Raw genomic sequence first — 20,384 nt, forward strand, 5'->3', positions numbered from 1 at the left:
TTATAAGCCACGACTTTTTAATTTGCTTAAGAACTGGTACTAGTAAATAAAGCTATATCAATGATAGTGTGAATATATCCGTATCCCATTTACTTTTTGGCTTCTTTAAAAACAAAATGCTCTTTAAATTTTCTAGATTCAACTTTTTGACCATTTCGCATCGATCGGAATGGGTGTTCTTGCCATGTAATAATAACATCAACTTCATCTGCTTTTGTAGCAACGGGTAAATTAGCGTGTTCAAATCCAGTTTTTCCACTTGCCAAACGACTTTCCTTTAGGGAAAAGAGTTCATATTTCGTTTTCTTATTTGGTTCGTTGCGGAATACTTCGACGTTTACATTATATACTTCACTATTCCCGACATTCTTTACTGAAAAATGATATGTTTGAAATTCATCTTTTTTAGCTTGAAGCATATTCTTGTTTGTTTTTTTCGGTTTATCAATATTCACTTGCCATCGATCAGAGTTTTGAGAGATTGGTAAAGATTTTGGTGAATAGGCATACGTTTCGTTTACTACAATTAAGCAAAACAAAAGGAGAAAGAAACTAATTGCTTTTTGCATAAACACACCTCGCTTTAAAATTTTTATTAATATGCGTAAATGAATTAGTTTTTATGTAAAAATTGGAAAATATTAAAGGTGTAATTTAGGATGTAATACATAAGAATATGTATTACAAAATTAACTTTTCACACTTTAGAAGAAGTTAGGAGTTATAAAACCAGAATGTTTCAAAAAAAGCTTGCGTTTTATAAGGTGAGGAGTTAGAATACTCTGTAAATATAAAAAGTGATGATCAGGAAAAGTACATGGTGCAAAGGTCTACAGAGAGCAGCCGGTTGCTGGGAAGGTTGCGATACCGCATGATGGAAAGACACCTGTGAGTGTTGCTTTGAACGTGATTATTAGTAAAAGCAAACGGTACCTACCGTTATCAGGGCTAAGATGGTCAATATGACAATTTGGGTGGTACCGCGGAAAAAATCCGTCCCTATTTATAGGGGCGGATTTTTGTATTCTTTGAAAGGGGGTGAGTGACCGTGGATGATGACGATGACAACAATAACGTAAATAAATATAAAATTACTGGAGGGAAAAATAATGGATTCAATAATGAAGCGTTCACTCACAAAAGAATGTACAAAGAAAAGCGGAAAGGTTGTATTACTTCAAGGATGGGTAAAAAAGATTCGACATCTTGGAAATGTTAGTTTTTTATTATTACGGGACAGAACAGGAGTAATTCAATGTGTATTAGAAAATGAATTGGCCGGATATAAAGTTGATGTAGAAAGTGTCGTCCATGTAATCGGTGAAACAGTCGAGACGTCGAAAACAGAATTGGGTGTTGAAGTACTTGCTCATGAAGTGAAAGTAACAAACGGTGCAGAGCCACTTCCATTTGAAATAAATAAAAAGAAGTTACAAGTTGGCTTAGATCAACTACTTAATGAGCGAGTAATATCATTAAGGCATGAGCGAACCGCAGCGATTTTTAAAGTGAAATCTACACTCGTTCAGAGCTTTAGTGAATTTCTTATAGAGAACGATTTCACACGGATCTTTACGCCGAAAATTGTTTCGCAAGGGGCAGAAGGAGGAGCAAATGTTTTTAAGCTTCCATACTTCCAAAAAGAAGCTTATTTAGCACAATCACCACAGTTTTATAAGCAAATGATGGTGGCAGGTGGGTTAGAACGAGTTTTTGAAATTGCACCTGTATATAGAGCGGAACATCATAATTCTTCCCGTCATTTGAATGAATATATATCGTTAGACGTAGAACTTGGTTTTATTCATGATTTTTATGAAGTGATGCAACTAGAAACGGATGTTTTACGATATATGTTTCAACAAGTAGCGAAAAAATGTGAAATAGAACTACAACTATTACAAATAGAAGTACCTGTTATTACTGAAATACCTAAAATTACATTGTTAGAAGCACAAGAAATTTTGAAAAGTAAGTATCGTAAAGAATCTCCTGTAGGGGATTTAGATACAGAAGGTGAAAAGTTACTAGGGAAATATGTAAAGGAAACATATAATAGTGAATTTGTTTTCATTACACATTATCCGAAAGAAGCGAGACCGATGTATACGATGCAAAATAAAGAGAATCCAGCTATTACTGATTCATTCGACTTATTATATAAAGGGCTAGAAATAACGTCAGGGGCACAGCGAATTCATAATTATGAATTATTACTCGCTTCGTTTAAAGAAAAAGGATTACATCCAGAGAAATTTCAATCTTATTTAAATACATTCCGATATGGTTGTCCACCACATGGAGGTTTCGGAATTGGGTTAGAAAGGATTGTATATAAACTATTAGAATTAACAAATGTACGAGAGGCTAGTGCTTTTCCGAGAGATTGTACAAGACTTATCCCTTAATAATGAGGAGGAATGTATCCGTTGTGCTATTTTATAGTACAACGGTTTTTTAGTTCCTAAAATTCAGCACTTTCTCACCAGATTTTAATGTAAGCTTAATTGTGCTCTCTTTTTTCACCTTTAATATAAGCCGTAGATACGAAAGATATATAAGGTGAAGGGAGAAATAATACATGCGTATTTTAGTTGTACCATCAGGATTTAAAGAAAGTTTAGGGGCGAAGGAAGCTGCTGATGTAATGAAAGAAGGGATTTTAAAAGTTATGCCACTTGCTACTGTAGAGACTTTACCAATGGTTGATGGTGGGGAAGGTTTTACAGAGACAATTATAAATATTACTGGTGGAAAAATGTATAAAGTACAAGTAATGGGACCTGTTGGAGATGAGATACAATCTTATTTTGGTGTTTTTGAAACGAGAAATGGTGAGCGTACAGCTGTTATTGAAATGGCTGCGGCGGCTGGGCTACGCCTTGTACCGAGAGATTTACGTGATCCAAGAAAAACGACTACTCATGGTGTTGGGCAGTTAATAGAATTAGCTTTAAATAAAGGGGTAGATCGTATATTAATAGGGTGTGGTGATTCAGGTACATCTGATGGAGGAGCTGGTATGGCTCAAGCATTAGGTGTAAAGTTTTTAAATAGAGATGGAAAGGAATTGCAAATTCAAGGAGGAACATCTTTATTACAAGTTTCGAAAATAGATACATTACAAGTAGATCCTAGATTAAGGCATGTTCAAATCGATGTTGCTTGTAATTGGTTTAATCAATTATGCGGTGAGCATGGAGTAGCTAGAGTGTTTGGTCCGCAAAAGGGTGCTAACGAAGAACAAGTAATAGAACTAGAAAAAGCATTGGAGCGCTATGCTTCTATTATAAAAAAAGATATAGGTATAGATGTACATCATACACCAGGAAGTGGTGCATCTGGCGGTCTTGGTGCTGGACTACAAGCTTTAATTGGGGCAACACTTCATCCGAGATACGATATTATTATGAAGTATATGGATTTAAATAAACTATTGTTAAAGTGTGATCTTGTATTTACCGCGGAAGGAAGTATAGATTTTCAAACACCACGTGGAAAAATTCCAGCTGAGGTGGCTAAATGTGCAAAAAAATATGGGTTACCAGTAATAGCGTTAGTAGGGACAGTCGGTAAAGGAGCACGTATTAATTATGATTACGGAATTGATGCATATACAAGTATACTACCAATGCCATCTTCTTTGGAAAATGCATTTTCAAATGCAGAGAAATAGCTTCGTGATTGTACAGAGAGTACGATGCGTACAGTGTTAGTCGGTTATCAAATCGCTTCTCGGCTGAATAAAAGTGGGTACGTATCATGATTGAAAAAAATGTAGTGGAATTACATGTGAATAGTACTGATAATCCGAAAACTAAGCCATCTTGGGTTATTCCCGTAGCGCTTATATTAATGGCAGAAATAGTTCTTTTGCTTCCATCATCATTAACGATGGAAGCGAAATGGAGTTTGTTTGGATTTTGCTGTGCAATTATATTATGGACAACAACAACGATAAATTCGGCCTATATTGCACTCGGTTCTGTATTATTTCTAATTATTTCAGGAACAGCAAAGCAAGATCTTTTATTTGATTCGCTAGCTTCGGATGTGATTTGGCTTATGATCGGTTCGTTTATTTTAGGAAGAGCACTTCAAATTACCGGTCTAGCTGAAAAAATGACGTACTTTGTTGTAAATCGCGCTCGTAATATATCAGGCTTATGCTGGATTTTAACGATGATTATTCAAATACTTGCCTTTTTTATTCCATCTACATCGGGACGCGCAGCGGTTGTATTACCTGTTTTTCAAGCTATATCTAAAGAAATTGGAAGTAGAAGAATTACGAAAGCATTAGCAATTTTAATGCCTACTGTTATTTTAGTTTCAACAAGTTCTACAATTATTGGTGCAGGCTCACATTTAATCGCGCTAGATATGTTAAAGGAATTTAATAATAAAAACATTACGTTCGTAAAGTGGTTAATATGGGGATTACCATTTGGAGTCATAATGAGCTTTATATGTTGTCGCGTAATATTATTTTTATTTTTGGATAAAGAAGAAGTAAAGACGAAACTACAGCCGAAAAAAGTGCAGGTTAAATTATCAAGAAATGAAAAATATACAATAACTATTTTAATAGCGATGGTAACTTTTTGGTTAACAGAGTCGTTACACGGTTTGGAAATTGCTACTGTAACTATAATCGGAGTTTTTTTATTAACTTTACCAAAAGTCGGTGTGATGAAGTGGAAAGAAAGTTTGAAAGGTGTCTCCTGGAACTTAATTTTATTTGTTGGAGCAGCAATTGCATTAGGAAAATCATTAATGGAAAGTGGTGCAGCGCAATGGATTATGCAGAAGTTATTTTCTGTAACAAAATTTATTGATGATCAATCAATTTTCATTGTGCTACTAGTAATTGTTATTCTTTCCGTAACATCACATTTATATATTACATCTCACACTACGAGAGCAGTAATTTTTATTCCGCCACTACTATACTTTGCAACTAGTCTACAATTAAATGAAGTAGCTGTCTTATTTATAGGTATTGTTGGAATGAATTATTGTTTAACCTTTCCGGTCAGTTCTAAGGCACTACTATTATTTCAAGAAAGTGATAGAGAAACTTTTCAACCACAAGATTTATTAAAATTAAGTAGTTATTTAAGCGTTATTTATATATTTGTAATGGTTATATTTTACTATGCATATTGGCAATGGGTTGGATTGTCTCTTTAAAAATCAGGAATATATTTCATTCCTGATTTTTTTCATTAAGGATAAAATATATTGGGTATTTTTTCTTTTGAAGGAAAGTATTACTTGTTATACTAAAATGGTGCAAATATATATTATAGGAGGCTTTTATGGGAGAAAGGATTTTAATCGTTGAGGATGAAGAAAAAATTGCTCGTGTCGTGCAGTTAGAATTAGAATTTGAAGGATATGAAAGTGAAATTGCAAAAACAGGTACAGAGGCAATGGAAAAGTTCAGCAATGGTAACTGGGATTTAATATTACTTGATGTAATGCTTCCAAATATAAGTGGGTTAGAAGTTCTTCGAAGAATACGTTTGAAAAATGCTGTAATACCTATTATTTTATTAACTGCTCGTGACTCAGTTGTTGACAAGGTTAGTGGTTTAGATCAAGGAGCAAGTGACTATATCACAAAGCCTTTTCAAATAGAAGAATTATTAGCGAGAATTCGTGCTTGTTTAAGAATTTCAAATGTAGTAAAAGAAGAGGAAAATAGTAGTTATCAAATTGCAGATTTATATTTAGATGAGAAAACGAGAGAAGTAAAAAGAGGGGATAATCTAGTCGACTTGACACCACGTGAATTTGATTTATTACTCTTTTTAATGAAGCATGAAAATCAAGTGTTAAACCGTGAGCAAATTGTAACGAATGTTTGGGGATTTGATTATTATGGCGATACAAATGTTGTTGATGTATATATTAGATATTTGCGTAAAAAAGTAGATTGTAATGTGGACGTACCACTTATTCACACTGTTAGAGGTGTTGGGTATGTCTTAAAGGGGTAATGTATGAAAATTAAAAATAAAATATATTTATTCTCTACAGTATGGTTACTACTTATTTTATTAATTATTAATAGTTCAATATATTTTTTGTTTTATAAAGTGACTACGAACGGAGAGTTAGAACGATTGAAACGTGAGGCAATACATATCATTGATGGAATGAACGCAGATTCAGCAAAAGAAGTAGATGCAATAAGTCTATTGCAACCATACTTACCTTCAAACGGTATGATTAGAATTATTAATGAAAATTCAAATGTAATGATTAGGCAAGAAGTAGATAGTACAAAACCAATTCCGGCATTAAATACGAAATTTGAAAGAAAAGAATCTGCTGGAATTTATGAGAAGAACGAGGGTGAATTTGCTTATATAAAAATGCCAATCATTTGGAATGATGGGAAAATCGTTTCGTTAGAAATGACAGAACGTTTAGATAGTTTGCAAGAGAATTTAAATATGTTAAAAAATGTATTAGTTATTGCATCACTTTTCGTTTTAATTCCATCTTTTTTTGCGGGAAGAATGTTAAGTAAACTCATTTTAAAACCTGTAAATTCTTTAATACAAACAATGGAGCATATACAAGATAGAGGGATATTCAAAAAAATACCGCTTGAGAATAAATCAAAAGATGAATTGCACATAATGGGAACGACATTTAATAAAATGATTGATTTATTACATCAGAACTTTGAAAAGCAACAACAGTTCGTTTCAGATGCTTCGCATGAATTAAGAACACCGCTAACAGTTATTGAAAGTTATGCGAAATTATTAAAAAGATGGGGAATGAAAAAACAAGATGTTTTAGAAGAATCTGTAGAGGCGATATACTCTGAGGCAGTAAGAATGAAAGGCATGACAAATCAAATGTTACTGCTTGCCAACAGTAGTGCAGAGTGGAAGTTGGAAATGAAAGAATCAGATTTAGTTCGATTATGTAAGATGACTGCGGAACAACTAGAAAAAACATATAATCGAGATTTTCGTGTTATTACAGAGGAAGAAAAGATTATTGTAAATATTGACGAACAAAAAATAAAACAAGTATTAGTAGTTTTATTAGATAATGCAATGAAATACAGTAAAGATTCAATCGATATGATAGTAGGAATACAAAAAGAAAAAGTCTTTTTTTCTATTCAAGATTACGGTATGGGAATTCCTAAGGAAGATATACAGAAAGTGTTTGATCGTTTCTTTCGAGTTGATAAAGCGAGGAGCAGGGAAACAGGGGGTACTGGTTTAGGTTTATCGATTGCCAAACAAATTATTGATGCTCATGAAGGAGATATACAACTTGAAAGTGAAGAAGGAAAATGGACGAAAGTTACAGTAAATTTACCTCATTTTTTATAAAGGGATAGGAGCTTTATAAATGAAAAAGAAATGGAAAATTGCATTGTTCGTTTGCTTTGCGGTTGTAAGTGTAGCGTTTGTATCACAACGTATTGTTTCAAAGCAAGGAGAAAGAATATTATCTGAGAAGCAAATTCAAAGTATTGTATCTGAACAGTATCCTGGGAAAATTAAAAGTATGAAATTAGTAAATAAAGGGGAACAAGATTTTTATAGGGTAAATCTTTCAAATGAACAAGGTTTATATGAAATAATAGTAGATGCCAAAAATGGAGAGGTAAAACGTGCAAAAGAAATAGCATTAAAAAGTAATACAATAACGAAAGAGAAAGCAGAAGAAATGGCGCTACAGGAAGTACAAGGTGTAATTAAACATACTATATTAGAAAAGAGAAATGAGATAGAAGTGTTCGTAATTACGGTAGAAACAAATGATAAGAAAAGTAAGGTAGTTGAGATTGAAAAAACAACTGGTAAAATTCAATTGTCAGAAAAACCGATGACAAAAATTACAGAAGAGCAGGCAAAAGAAATTGCAGTGCAGCAAGTGCCAGGGAATGTAAAGGGAATTAGGCTTGAGCAAAAAAATGAAAAAAATATATATGTAATAGAAATAGAGAAAAGTGCAAGTGAAAATGTAATCGTAGAAATTGAAGAAACTACAGGCGCTTTAATTGGTAGTTCACAAATACCAAAAGTTATAACAGAAGAACAGGCGAAAGAAGTTGCGTTACAAAAAATACAAGGTGGATTTATTGAGAAGGTAAGTATAATTGATATAAATGGTACGGCTACTTACCAAATTATTATAAAAAAACAAACTGAAACTGTTGATGTAAGAGTACATACAATAACAGGAGAAATTTTATCAACTACAGCAGTAAATAACGCTATTCAGCAAAAGGAGCCATCTCAACAACAAGATGACGATGATCAAGAAGAAGGCAATGATAATCAAGATGATGATGACGAAGGATAATCACAAAAATAAACGGATTCTCATCAAATTTTAATGTTTCTCACAGTTTTTTTTCATTTTAACATTTTAGTATGTAAGTAAGAAAGAAATGAAGAGGGGGAACATGGAATGAAATTATGGATTGGAATCGTGATGGTGCTTTTCATTGCTGGAGGGACAGCATATGGTGTAAATGCAATGGAACATGAAGAAATACGATATAAAGAGAGAGAAGAAAAAAGTTACGAAAGTAAAGAGCTTAGTCCAGAAATAGCTAAGCAAATTGCAGTTGAAAAGGTAAATGGAGTTGTAGAGGAAATTGATGTAGAACGTATGGACGATAAGGGTGTATATGAAATAGAGGTAGAAACAAACGAAGATGAGGAAGAAATATATATTAAGAAGAAAAACGGGAATATTATAGCGGAAAAGGAATTTGAATTTATTAAAAATGAAAATGAAGATGATGACCAAGGTGAAGACGATATGGAGTATGATGATCTAGATGATTAATAACATCGCCCTATTGTACAAAATTACAACAGAACATTCTTTTCGAAAAAAATTAACATATTCCTTGACAGTTACAAATATAACCGATATACTTCATATTAATTTCAAAAGAAAATATATTCTAAATATTACAATGTGTTGAATAGGAGTAGTAAGGTCATGTATTTGTACAGAGAGCTATGGGTTGGTGTGACATAGTCAAATGACATCCTGAACTCGCCTAGGAGCAGTAAGGTGGAACGGAATTACATTCTTAGTAAATCTTAACGGTTAACCTTCGATATTAGGTTTGTAATCAAACGATTACTACTAAGGTGGATTCATAATGGAATCAATAAGGGTGGTACCGCGTTAAGTAAATGGCTTAGCGTCTCTTTATATAGAGATGCTAGGCCATTTTTTTATTATATGGAAGAAGAAATGGAGGGTTTATTTGAATAGGTTTATAAAATTTATTTATTTATATAAAAAGATTTAATTAGGAGGAAAATGAGATGAAACAGACGGAGCAATGGACTTCGAAATTAGGTTTTATAATGGCGGCAGCCGGATCAGCAATTGGACTTGGTGCGATATGGAAGTTCCCTTATATCGCTGGGAAGAGTGGGGGAGGAGCGTTCTTTTTAATCTTTATATTATTTACTGTTTTAATTGGACTACCGCTACTTATAGCTGAATTTATGATTGGACGCAGTACGCAGAAACAAGCAGTTGGAGCATTTAAAAGCATCGCACCAAATACAGGATGGCATTGGATTGGACGCCTTGGTGTTGGAACGTGTTTTATACTACTTTCGTTTTATAGTGTTGTAGGTGGATGGGTATTAATTTATTTATTCAGAGGAATAACTGGACAACTGATTACGCCAGGACAAAATTACGGTACATTATTTACTGAAACAATTGGGAATCCTGCTTGGGCTATTATGGGACATTTCGCTTTTATGTTCATTACGATATGGGTTGTATCAAAGGGTGTACAAAACGGAATTGAAAAAGCAAGTAAATATATGTTGCCAGCATTGTTCGTTTTATTTGTCGCTCTTATTATTCGTTCCTTAACACTTGATGATGCAATGAAAGGTGTGAAGTTTTTCTTACAACCAGATTTCTCAAAGATTACTTCGGAAAGTATTTTGTTCGCAATGGGGCAATCATTCTTTGCAATTAGTATCGGGATTTCAATTATGGTTACGTATAGTTCCTATTTAAATAAAAAAGAAAGTTTACCAAAATCAGCAATAACAATTGTTGGATTAAATTTATTTGTTTCATTATTTGCAGGTCTTGCTATTTTTCCAGCCGTATTTTCATTAGGAATGGAGCCGACAGAAGGACCTGGATTACTATTTATCGTATTACCATCTGTATTTAGTCAAATTCCATTTGGTGGGTTTTTCTTAACAGTATTTCTTGCACTATTTACATTTGCGACATTAACATCAGCATTTTCTCTACTAGAAACTGTTGTTTCAGCATTAGCAAATGGTGAACAAGAAAAGAGAACGAAATTATCATGGCTGATCGGTTTCGGCATTTTCTTAGTAGGTATACCATCAGCGTTATCATTTGGAGTATGGAGTGATATTACGATTTTCGGAAAGAATATTTTTGATGCAGTAGACTTTTTATCTAGTAATATATTAATGCCGCTTGGTGCACTATTTATTAGTATTTTCGTTTCATTCAAAATGGAGAAGAAGGTACTAGAAGCGGAGTTTTTTGTAGGTGGAAATTATGGAAAGAAAGTATTTACTTGTTGGGCATTTTTACTTCGATTTGTAGCACCACTTGCAATAATTATCGTCTTCTTAAATGTAATAGGGATTATTTAATATTAAATGTTATAATATTCAGTAAAAAGAAGATGGGGATGTTTATGGCGAATTTGATAGAAACAGGAGAGTATATGAATATTAGAGGGAAAAAGCTATACGTTGAAACACATGGAAATCCTAAAAATAAGCCAGTCTTATACTTGCATGGTGGACCAGGAGAGAGTTGTTATGATTTTTCATTTCATCAAGCGGAACGTTTAAAAGGTTCTCTATATGTAATTATGATAGATCAAAGAGGTGTTTGTCGCTCAGAAGAAATTACTGAAGACGAAGCTTTTGGATTAAATGATTTGATTGAAGACTGTGAGGAATTAAAAAAAGTATTACAAATTGAGAAGTGGTCTATAATTGGACATTCTTTCGGTGGATATGTAGCATTGCTTTATGCGTCGATATATCCAAATTCAATAGAGAAAATAATATTTGAAGGACCAACTTTTGATTTTGCATTAACAAGTAGAGCTTTGTTGCAAAAGACAGGGCATTTATTAAAAAAGTATGGAAAAGAAGAAGTAGCAGAAGAGTCTCTTGCTTATTCATCTAGCGATGCTAGTTCAGAAGAGTTGTTAGAAGCTTATATAAGATTAAGCGCTGAATTAGAAGAAAAAAGAATGGAGATTTACAATAATAAGGAAGATAGGACAGATGAGAGTTTATACAGTGATGAAGAGTGGGAAATATTTTCAAATCGCTCCAAAATTCACTTTGATAGATTAAAATTAGAGGGAGCATGTCATACATCATTATTATCAAAAATAAAAGATGTACAAAATCTAATGTTATTAATAGTAGGAAAACATGATGTAGTAACGTGTGAAGAACAAATTAAAACATTTAATAAAGATGCCCGAAACGGCAAGTATATCGTATTTGAAGAGAGCGGTCATTCACCTCATTATGAGGAAGCAGATAGATTTGCAGAAACAGTCATACATTTTTTGAAATGAAGAAAAGGGTGCTTCTATAAATGAGAGGCACCCTTTCTAAATTTCTGGATATGTGATTGTGATGTTAGGCCACTTACTTTGCCAATTCTTTTTTATAACTCTGTTTTTGTACATATGTAATCGTTCTTTTGATTCAAGAAAATGAGCTGTTGGTCTCACTTGTAAAGAAAGGACGTCTTCAATACCACATGGGGCTGTTAAGATAACGTTGTTTAGTTCATCAAGTGTAACTCCTAAAGCCGTTGCTGTTTCAGGGAATTTAGAAATAGCATTAACAGAAGAAGAATATGGTGGCATATTATTCACTACATGCATACGAGCTTGATTTTTTACAGACCAAGGGATAGTAGCATCAATATTCATTAATTTCGTTTCTAATGATTGTTCGTATATCTCATCTTGATGTAGACTATCATAATAAATCACATCAACATCAGGCATAGCCGTTTTAGCTTCATAGTCATGTAAAGTATCCCAAATTTTAGAACGAACAAATCCGGCACAAATCCACCAATCAGGTAGCTCTAGTGATTTTGCCATTTGTAATACATTCATCATCCATTCGTCGTTTTCTATTAAGCGAATTATATCTTTCTCTGTTTTGATCTTCATTGATAAATTCACCTTTCTAGTAAATTAATGCATCAGTTCAATAATCCATAAAATCCAGTAAGCACCTGGTACAAATAGCAGTTGTGCTAATAATGTGCCGAGAAGTCTAGAAATCATTAGCCAACCATACATTTTACTCATAGATTCAGCACCGCTTTCTGATTGTAGAGCACGTTCTGTTAAAAGAGCAATGCGTGGATCGAGTAATACAGTTAATAAAATAGTGGCGAAACCATTTACAAGGCCAGAAGCTGTACTTGCATTTGTTGCATAATCTGGATTTAAAAAAGAAGCGTAAAGGGCTGAAAGTACCCCTGCTGTATAAATAGCAGTAGCAAACATGTTAATAAGCATAATACGCTTTGGAATACCACCGATACGCAGTCTATGAATCATTTCTAACTTTGGAAAACGGACATATTTTTTTGTGTACTTTAATTTTTGAATGTTATTCGTTTTCATCATTCGAATGAAAGAACCGTCTGTTTCAAAGTTTTGAATGACATATCCAAATAATTTTGTCAAAGTTGGATAAAGAATGATCGCGATTAATGTACCGATAGAAGCCGATAATAGTACGAGTCGTATAATATGCTCTAAATTAATAGAAGAATCTAGTTTTGCTTCATCGACAATACCACCGATTAAAAAGGCTTGTAGTAAGTTTGATGTTCTTGAAATAAGTAACACCATTCCTACAACAGACAGGGCAACCGCAATCTTCTTTAAACGTACTCCAGCTAATCGAATACTATAAGAGCTTGTTTCAACTGCGTGGATCACAATTGTGAAAGCCATTATAAAAATTAACGTAATTGACATTTGTTTCACCAGTTTCTATTAAAATAATTGTAACTTTTTTACTGTATCATATCTATCGTATTTTGTAACTGAAAGTATGTGACATATGGAAATTGATTTTTCGAAAAAATAGATAATAATAGTATAATAGGGAGAAGTGGAAGAGATGTTAGCAGTTATTTATACAGCAAATTAAGTGGAGGAATGAAGCATGTATAAAACATTTCTATTTGATTTAGATGGAACTTTAACGGATCCGAAAGAAGGGATTGTAAACTCGGTTTTATATGCATTAAAAAAAGTAGGAATTGAAGAAGTACATATAAGTGAGTTAGATTCATTTATAGGTCCTCCTATTCAGCAATCATTCATAGAGAGATATAATATGAGTGAAGGAGAGGTTGAACGTGCTGTTTTTTACTTCCGTGAGTATTTAAAGCAGCGTGGATTGTTTGAAAATAATGTATACGAGGGGATTCTGAAGCTCTTGCAACAATTAAAAAGTTCAGGGAATCGCATATTCGTAGCAACTTCAAAGCCCACTGTATTTGCGAAACAAGTTATAGAGCATTTTCAATTAACGAATTATTTCGAAGACATCATTGGAAGTAATTTAGATGGTACGAGAATAAAAAAAGAAGAAATAATTGCTCATATTTTACAAAAAAATGAAGAACTAAATAAAGAAGAAATGATAATGATTGGTGATAGAAAGCACGATATAATAGGTGCAAATCAGAATGGAATTGCTTCAATTGGTGTTTTATATGGCTATGGCTGTGAAAAAGAACTGACTGAAGTTAGTGCGACCTACATAGTGAAAGATGTTGAAGAACTGTATCATTTTTGTGTAGAGAAAAATTTAATACAGCAGTAAATATAGATTCTAGCAATCCCTTTATAACGTATGACGATGAATTCGTTTCTGTTTAAAGGGATTTTTCATATGTAATCGAATAATTATAATTAGACATTTTTAGCATAAAAATTTGTATGAATAAGAGGAGGGATGTCAGAATTAAAAGGTTAGTAGAAATTTATCAATAAAATTTAGAATATTCTGTTTAATGGAGGGGTAAAATTGGAGTTAGTTATTATATTATTAGCACTAAGTTTACTTATGTTCGTAGCATACAGAGGTTTTTCTGTTATTTTATTCGCGCCGATATTTGCATTATTTGCAGTATTTTTGACAGAACCTAGTTATGTATTACCTTTCTTTTCTAATATCTTTATGGAGAAAATGGTTGGATTTATAAAATTATATTTTCCTGTGTTTTTATTAGGAGCAATATTTGGAAAAGTAGTGGAAATGTCAGGAATTGCAGATTCTATCGCAAAAACAATTATTGAGTTAGTTGGTGAAAAACGTACTATATTAGCGATTGTATTAATGGGGGCTATTTTAACGTATAGTGGTGTTAGTGTGTATGTAGTAGTGTTTGCTGTTTATCCGTTCGCAGCTAAGTTGTTTCGACAAGCTAATATTCCAAAGCGTTTAATCCCTGGAACGATTGTTCTTGGAGCAGTAACGTTTACAATGGATGCGTTACCTGGATCACCACAAATTCAAAATGTAATACCTACAACATTTTTTAAAACGGATATTTATGCTGCACCGATACTTGGGATTGTAGGAGCAATTTTTGTTCTTACATTAGGTTTACTATATTTAGAGAGTAGACGTAAGAAGGCAAAAGCGGCAGGTGAAGGATACTTTGGTTTTAATGATGGAAATACTGAAATGGCAGCATCTTTGCAAGTAGAACAAAAAAATATGCCATTAATTAATAACATTGAAATCACAAGAGCACAACAACTTATTGCATTTATACCACTTATTTTAGTAGGTGTAATGAATAAAGTGTTTACTATTATGATACCGAAGTGGTATCCAAGCGGTTTTGATTTTTCTGCAATTGGTATGAAAGCATTTGGAAAAGTAGAATTAAGTGCAGTAGTAGGAATTTGGTCTGTAGAATTGGCACTTATTATAGGGATCTTAACAACGTTATTATTATATTGGAAGCGAGTAGTAACAGGTTTCCAAGCTGGATTGAATACAAGTATTGGTGGAGCGCTACTTGCAACGATGAATACAGGAGCTGAGTTTGGATTCGGTGGTGTCATTGCAGCACTTCCAGGTTTCGCAATTATGAGAGATGGCATCTCTGCTACTTTCACAAATCCGTTAGTGAATGGTGCAGTAACGACGAATATTTTAGCTGGAATTACAGGCTCGGCATCAGGAGGAATGGGAATAGTATTAAGTGCAATGGGAGATAAATTTATTGCAGCGGCCAATCAATTTGATATTCCATTAGAAGTTATGCACCGTATCGTATCAATGGCATCAGGAGGAATGGATACACTACCACATAACGGGGCTATTATTACTATTCTTACAGTAACAGGATTAACACATAAACAGTCATATAAAGATATATTTGCTATTACAATTTTGAAAACGGTTGCTGTATTTTTAGTTATCGCATTCTATACTTTAACAGGACTCTATTAAAAAATTTGAATCGTAAAGATTCATTAAATTGATAATTTATGTTATAAAATATTAATTAGGATAAGAAGGGGTGGGGGACTTGCAAGAGGTTTCTGAGTTTCGTATGCCAAAGTCGGTATTATATGGAAGGAATTCGCTTGAAAAACTGGGAGAACAATCAAAAAAGTTCGGGAAAAGAGCTTTTATAGTTACTGATAAAATTATGGAGAAATTAGGATATGTTGAAAAGTGTATGCAACAACTAAATAAGAAAGGTATTACTGTTAGTACATATAATAAAGTGGATGCTGAGCCTACAAATATACACGTATTAGAAGCGTTATCTCTTTGTAAAGAGGAAAAGTGCGATTTTATTATCGGTATTGGTGGTGGAAGTTGTATTGATGCTGCGAAAGCGGTAGCGGTTTTATATACAAATGGTGGAGAAGTTGAGGATTATGTCCAAAAGGATATTAAAATAGAAAACAATCCACTACCACTTATTGCAATTCCAACAACTTCTGGTACTGGATCGGAAGTTACAAGTGTAGCAGTAATTACGAATAAAAAAACAGATGTAAAAATGATGATGAAGCATCCTAGTTTTATACCGAAAGTAGCAATTATAGATCCGGTTTTGACAAGTTCGTTACCCCCACAAATTACGGCAGCAACAGGAATAGATGCGTTATGTCATGCGATTGAAGCGTATATTTCTAAAGTTTCACAACCACTTACAGATATACTTGCTCTTTCAGCTATTGAAAGTATTATGAAATATTTACGTATAGCATATGAAGATGGACGTAATATGGAGGCAAGAGAAGCGATGATGATTGCTTCCTTACAAGCTGGAATTGCATTTTCTAATGCATCAGTTACATTAGTTCATGGAATGTCAAGGCCAGTGGGAGCATTATTTCATGTACCGCATGGAATATCAAATGCCATACTATTACCTACAGTGTTAGAGTTTACAAAAACAAGCGCAGTGAAAAGGTTAGCAAAAATTGGACACAACTTAAATAAGGATTTGTATTCGAATTCTGATGAGGAAGTAGCAGACTATACGCTTGGGGAAATAAAAAAGCTTTGCTATGATCTTCGTATTCCAAATTTAAAAGAATACGGAATCGATGAAATTGAATTTGAAAATGCTATCTCTAAAATGGCATCAGATGCAATTGAAAGTGGTAGCCCAGCTAATAACCCACGTGTTCCATCATATGATGAAATCAAAGAGTTGTATCGAGAGTGTTTTAATTATAAGTATAAAGAATTTATAAAAACATCAGAGTGTTAATTTCAGAATATTCTATTAAAATTTCCTTGGAAATGAAAGTAGAATTATTCTTTATTATTCCGTTAAAACAAGACTTTATATTCCAAACTTAAAGTCTTGTTTTATTATGTATAATATACACAATAAAACGTTGTTATTAGTTTTATAAAAATAGTTTAGGTAGGTGTTTATATGAAAACGATAGGTCTTATAGGTGGTATGAGTTGGGAATCAACTTCTGAATATTATCGAATTATTAATGAAGAAATAAAAGAGAGATTAGGAGGGCTGCATTCAGCAAAATGTTTGATTAATAGTGTGGACTTTGAAGAGATTGAAAGATTCCAGTCTAGAGGAGATTGGAATGGAGCAGGTGAAGTTTTAGCGAATGCGGCATATTCATTACAAAAGGGAGGAGCAGACTTTATAATCATTTGTACAAATACAATGCATAAGGTAGTTGAAAAAATAAAGGAGAAAATTGATATTCCAGTCTTACATATTGCTGATGCAACTGCAAAAGAAATTAAAAGAAAAGACATTCAAAAGGTTGGTCTGCTTGGAACTAAATATACAATGGAGCAAGATTTCTATAAGTCACGTATTGAAGAGCATGATATAAAAGTAATAGTACCATCAGGAAGAAATAGAGAAAAAGTAAACGAAGTAATATATACAGAATTATGTTTAGGAAAAATAGTAGTTCAATCTAGAGAGTATTATAAAAGGGTTATAGAAGAATTAGTACAAGAAGGAGCACAAGGAATTATATTAGGTTGTACGGAAATAGGTTTATTAATAAAGCAAGAAAACGTATCTGTCCCGATATTTGATACAGCTCATATACATGCAATTGAAGCGGTCAAGGTAGCTCTAGATAGAGCATAATTATATTATGTAAACTCGATTCGTATATCTGGAAAACATTCAGAAAATATTTTATAATGTAAGTGGTTACATTTGAGGGGGAATGCGTATGTTTTCAGTTCAACCAATCGCATTTGTACATAATGAAAGAAAGGAAATAAAAGATGATGAGTGGGGAGAAGTAAGATCCCGTATAACTTTAACTGAAATGTATGCAGAAAAAAGTATACAAGGGATTGAAGATTTTTCTCATATTGAAGTTGTTTTTTATTTTCATAAAGTAACTGACGAGCAAATTCAGTATTTTGCTAGACATCCTAGAAATAATAAGGATTATCCTGAAGTAGGTATTTTTGCACAGCGCGGGAAAAATCGTCCGAATCGCATAGGTGTAACAATTGTAAAGGTGATCAAAAGAGAAGGTAAATCAATTATTGTTGAGGGATTAGATGCTATTGATGGCACTCCTATATTGGATATAAAACCAATAATGAAAGAGTTTATGCCGACAGAAGAAATACACCAGCCTAAATGGGCAACGGATATAATGAGACAGTATTGGAAGGGGAATGGAGTAAAATGAGAATATATGAGGCAACAATTGCAGATTTAGATGGACTGGCATCAGTTTTTAATAACTATCGCATGTTTTATAGACAAGATTCTGATTTAGAAGGTGCAAAAGTATTTTTACGAAATCGAATTGAGAAAAAAGAGTCCGTTATTTTCGTAGCAGTTGAAGATGGCGAATATATTGGGTTCACACAACTATATCCATCATTTTCTTCCATTTCAATGAAAGAATTATGGATTTTAAATGATTTATTTGTACAAGCGGCGAAGCGTGGAGCCGGAACAGGTAAAAAATTATTAGAAGCTGCTAAAGAATACGCATTAGAGAATGGAGCAAAAGGTGTAAAATTGCAAACAGAGATTGATAATTTATCAGCACAACGATTATACGCTGAAAATGGCTATTTGAGAGATAATCGTTATTTCCATTACGAATTAACGTTTTAAAAAATTAAGTTGAAAGAGGCATTTTCAAGAAAAAGAATTTCTTTGTAATGAGAAATTCTTTTTTATTTTTGCCTAAATTAAAAAACATGACAAAAATAAAACGATATTTATTTATTGTTAAACAATAAATGTTGTGATAAAATTATGTTGCCATTAAATAAGTGAGGTATTGTAAATGAATCTTAAACGAAGTTCAACAATGTTCTTAAAAGTAATTATTTTTCTTGCTGGAATTTCAGTGCTTGCTTTATGCATATTTTTAGTGCCGGAAATGGCGGATTTCACAGCGAATTTGTATCCTAACATTGCTCCGATAAAATATCTTGTTTTCATTGTAATGTATGGAGCAGCTGTGCCTTTTTACGTTGCTCTTTATCAGGCTTTCAATCTTTTACAGTACATTGATGAGAACACAGCGTTCTCGGAATTATCAGTAAAGGCGTTAAAGAATATAAAGCGCTGTGCAATTACAATCAGTGGTTTGTATGTATTAAGTTTGCCACTTTTTTATTTTATAGCGAAAAAAATGGACCCTCCTATTGGGTTAGTGGGACTCATTATCGTTTTTGCTTCGCTCGTTATCTCCGTTTTTGCTGCTATCCTCCAACGACTTCTACAAGAGGCAATTCACATAAAATCAGAAAATGATTTGACGGTTTGAGGTGGCGGATATGACAATCATTATTAATATTGACGTCATGTTAGCAAAACGAAAAATGAGTGTAACGGAGCTTTCAGAGAAGGTTGGAATTACGATGGCGAATCTTTCTATTTTGAAAAATGCGAAAGCAAAAGCGGTTCGTTTTTCAACATTAGAAGCGATATGTAAAGCTTTGGAGTGTCAGCCAGGGGATATTTTGGAGTATAAAAACGATGAGAATACTCAATAAAAACAGATAACAAATGTAAATAATAGAAGTCAATAAAGAAGGGATAGCCACTAAGCTATTCCTTCTTTACGTTAATTGCTGTTACTAATAAAAAATATAATTTGAATTGCAATGTTTGCGTATCAAAAGGGAACTTGCTACCTTTTGAGGTGATCCGTTTTGTGGAATACAATTATTTGCCAAAAGGCTATTTTAACTATGTTTTAAATTATTTCGGGTGAATCAAAATTTTCATTTGTATTATAGTTGATTTAAAACCCAGTTTGTTGCATCTTCAAAGTTATCTGCAATGTAGTTTGGTTCAATATGTGCCCATTTGTCTCGGTACGTATGCAAAGCATCATACCCAGCGCCTGTTCGGACTAGAATCGTAGTCGCATTTACTTTTGCTCCTGCAACAATATCAGTCCAACGATCACCAACTACAGCACATTGTGTTAAATTAAGTCCATGTTTTTTTGCTGCTTTAAGCAGCATGCCTGTACTTGGTTTACGGCATTCACAACCATCACCGTGTTTATGAGGACATACATAAATACCATCAAAACCGAAGCCTTCTAATTCTTGTACAAAATCGGCTACAGTTGCTATTCCATCTGCGATACCGGGTTGATTTGTGAAAGAGAAAATTTTTATATTTTTAGCTTTTAGTTTTTGCAAGGATGTTTTTGTGAATGGAAATAATGTAAAAGATCCTGGATAATGTATTGTAGTGTCACCACCAATTGTACCGTCACGATCAATGAAAATTGCTTTAATGTTTGTCATTGTTATAGTCCCTTCACTTTA

Annotated in this window: 20 protein-coding genes, 1 pseudogene and 2 other annotated features; of the genes and pseudogenes, 17 read left to right on the forward strand and 4 right to left on the reverse strand. The window is 33.2% G+C overall.

The genetic code is table 11. From position 1 onward, the window contains the following. Nucleotides 1-89: 89 nt before the first annotated feature. Nucleotides 90-569 (reverse strand): hypothetical protein, encoded by a 480-nt coding sequence (locus MR136_RS14420; protein WP_001167921.1) that lies wholly within the window; start codon nt 567-569, stop codon nt 90-92. A 222-nt stretch (nt 570-791) separates the two neighbouring features. Beyond that, nucleotides 792-1,004, forward strand: a binding site (T-box leader). 105 nt (nt 1,005-1,109) lie between these two features. Between MR136_RS14420 and aspS the strand changes: the two genes are divergently transcribed. From aspS to MR136_RS14465, 9 genes and pseudogenes are all read left to right on the forward strand, one after another. Further along, complete coding sequence (aspS, locus tag MR136_RS14425) at nt 1,110-2,408, forward strand: aspartate--tRNA(Asn) ligase (RefSeq protein ID WP_017674132.1); 1,299 nt, start codon at nt 1,110-1,112, stop codon at nt 2,406-2,408. Between the two features lie 173 nt (nt 2,409-2,581). Beyond that, nucleotides 2,582-3,766 (forward strand): annotated as a pseudogene (locus MR136_RS14430) (glycerate kinase family protein). Beyond that, a complete protein-coding gene (locus MR136_RS14435) occupies nt 3,763-5,193 on the forward strand; it encodes an SLC13 family permease (RefSeq protein WP_000570753.1) in 1,431 nt (476 codons plus the stop codon). Before MR136_RS14430 ends, MR136_RS14435 begins: the two are co-directional and overlap by 4 nt. A gap of 128 nt (nt 5,194-5,321) precedes the next feature. Continuing rightward, nucleotides 5,322-6,005: a response regulator transcription factor gene (locus MR136_RS14440; RefSeq protein ID WP_000504581.1), complete on the forward strand. Its 684-nt coding sequence runs from the start codon at nt 5,322-5,324 to the stop codon at nt 6,003-6,005. Nucleotides 6,006-6,008: 3 nt separating this feature from the next. Continuing rightward, on the forward strand, nt 6,009-7,367 hold the full coding sequence (locus MR136_RS14445; protein WP_061457144.1) for a sensor histidine kinase: 1,359 nt from the start codon (nt 6,009-6,011) through the stop codon (nt 7,365-7,367). Between the two features lie 19 nt (nt 7,368-7,386). Beyond that, nucleotides 7,387-8,346: a PepSY domain-containing protein gene (locus MR136_RS14450; RefSeq protein ID WP_000731146.1), complete on the forward strand. Its 960-nt coding sequence runs from the start codon at nt 7,387-7,389 to the stop codon at nt 8,344-8,346. Nucleotides 8,347-8,454: 108 nt separating this feature from the next. Then, a complete protein-coding gene (locus MR136_RS14455; RefSeq protein ID WP_017674131.1) occupies nt 8,455-8,838 on the forward strand; it encodes a PepSY domain-containing protein in 384 nt (127 codons plus the stop codon). Between the two features lie 129 nt (nt 8,839-8,967). Next, nucleotides 8,968-9,216 (forward strand) — a binding site (T-box leader). A gap of 116 nt (nt 9,217-9,332) precedes the next feature. Next, complete coding sequence (locus tag MR136_RS14460) at nt 9,333-10,673, forward strand: sodium-dependent transporter (protein WP_000814537.1); 1,341 nt, start codon at nt 9,333-9,335, stop codon at nt 10,671-10,673. A 44-nt stretch (nt 10,674-10,717) separates the two neighbouring features. Then, on the forward strand, nt 10,718-11,623 hold the full coding sequence (locus tag MR136_RS14465) for an alpha/beta fold hydrolase (RefSeq protein WP_080446940.1): 906 nt from the start codon (nt 10,718-10,720) through the stop codon (nt 11,621-11,623). 36 nt (nt 11,624-11,659) lie between these two features. Here MR136_RS14465 and MR136_RS14470 read toward each other — a convergent pair whose 3' ends face one another. Then, nucleotides 11,660-12,235 (reverse strand): nucleotidyltransferase family protein, encoded by a 576-nt coding sequence (locus MR136_RS14470; RefSeq protein ID WP_017674130.1) that lies wholly within the window; start codon nt 12,233-12,235, stop codon nt 11,660-11,662. Between the two features lie 24 nt (nt 12,236-12,259). Continuing rightward, nucleotides 12,260-13,057, reverse strand: coding sequence for a lipid II flippase Amj family protein (locus MR136_RS14475; protein WP_000028915.1), 798 nt, complete (start codon nt 13,055-13,057; stop codon nt 12,260-12,262). 190 nt (nt 13,058-13,247) lie between these two features. Between MR136_RS14475 and MR136_RS14480 the strand changes: the two genes are divergently transcribed. From MR136_RS14480 to MR136_RS14515, 8 genes are all read left to right on the forward strand, one after another. Further along, nucleotides 13,248-13,913, forward strand: a complete 666-nt coding sequence (locus MR136_RS14480; protein ID WP_048656763.1) for an HAD family hydrolase — start codon at nt 13,248-13,250, stop codon at nt 13,911-13,913. A 204-nt stretch (nt 13,914-14,117) separates the two neighbouring features. Next, nucleotides 14,118-15,557 carry a GntP family permease gene (locus tag MR136_RS14485; protein ID WP_000424327.1) on the forward strand — a complete coding sequence of 480 codons (1,440 nt, stop codon included), beginning with the start codon at nt 14,118-14,120 and terminating at the stop codon, nt 15,555-15,557. A gap of 79 nt (nt 15,558-15,636) precedes the next feature. After that, nucleotides 15,637-16,839 (forward strand): iron-containing alcohol dehydrogenase, encoded by a 1,203-nt coding sequence (locus MR136_RS14490; protein ID WP_061457145.1) that lies wholly within the window; start codon nt 15,637-15,639, stop codon nt 16,837-16,839. Between the two features lie 171 nt (nt 16,840-17,010). Next, entirely contained in the window at nt 17,011-17,706 is a 696-nt protein-coding gene (locus MR136_RS14495; protein ID WP_017674127.1) for an aspartate/glutamate racemase family protein, read from the forward strand. Nucleotides 17,707-17,794: 88 nt separating this feature from the next. Beyond that, complete coding sequence (locus MR136_RS14500) at nt 17,795-18,268, forward strand: SAM-dependent methyltransferase (protein ID WP_000493257.1); 474 nt, start codon at nt 17,795-17,797, stop codon at nt 18,266-18,268. Next, complete coding sequence (locus tag MR136_RS14505) at nt 18,265-18,705, forward strand: GNAT family N-acetyltransferase (RefSeq protein ID WP_001223866.1); 441 nt, start codon at nt 18,265-18,267, stop codon at nt 18,703-18,705. The genes MR136_RS14500 and MR136_RS14505 overlap by 4 nt, the downstream gene beginning before the upstream one ends. A gap of 175 nt (nt 18,706-18,880) precedes the next feature. After that, nucleotides 18,881-19,366: a DUF2975 domain-containing protein gene (locus MR136_RS14510; RefSeq protein ID WP_061457146.1), complete on the forward strand. Its 486-nt coding sequence runs from the start codon at nt 18,881-18,883 to the stop codon at nt 19,364-19,366. A 10-nt stretch (nt 19,367-19,376) separates the two neighbouring features. After that, on the forward strand, nt 19,377-19,595 hold the full coding sequence (locus MR136_RS14515) for a helix-turn-helix domain-containing protein (protein ID WP_000152532.1): 219 nt from the start codon (nt 19,377-19,379) through the stop codon (nt 19,593-19,595). A 240-nt stretch (nt 19,596-19,835) separates the two neighbouring features. Here MR136_RS14515 and MR136_RS14520 read toward each other — a convergent pair whose 3' ends face one another. After that, on the reverse strand, nt 19,836-20,363 hold the full coding sequence (locus MR136_RS14520) for an HAD-IIIA family hydrolase (RefSeq protein WP_061457147.1): 528 nt from the start codon (nt 20,361-20,363) through the stop codon (nt 19,836-19,838). Nucleotides 20,364-20,384: the final 21 nt, after the last annotated feature.

Source organism: Bacillus cereus group sp. BfR-BA-01311 (assembly GCF_022664295.1).
Classification (GTDB): domain Bacteria; phylum Bacillota; class Bacilli; order Bacillales; family Bacillaceae_G; genus Bacillus_A; species Bacillus_A cereus.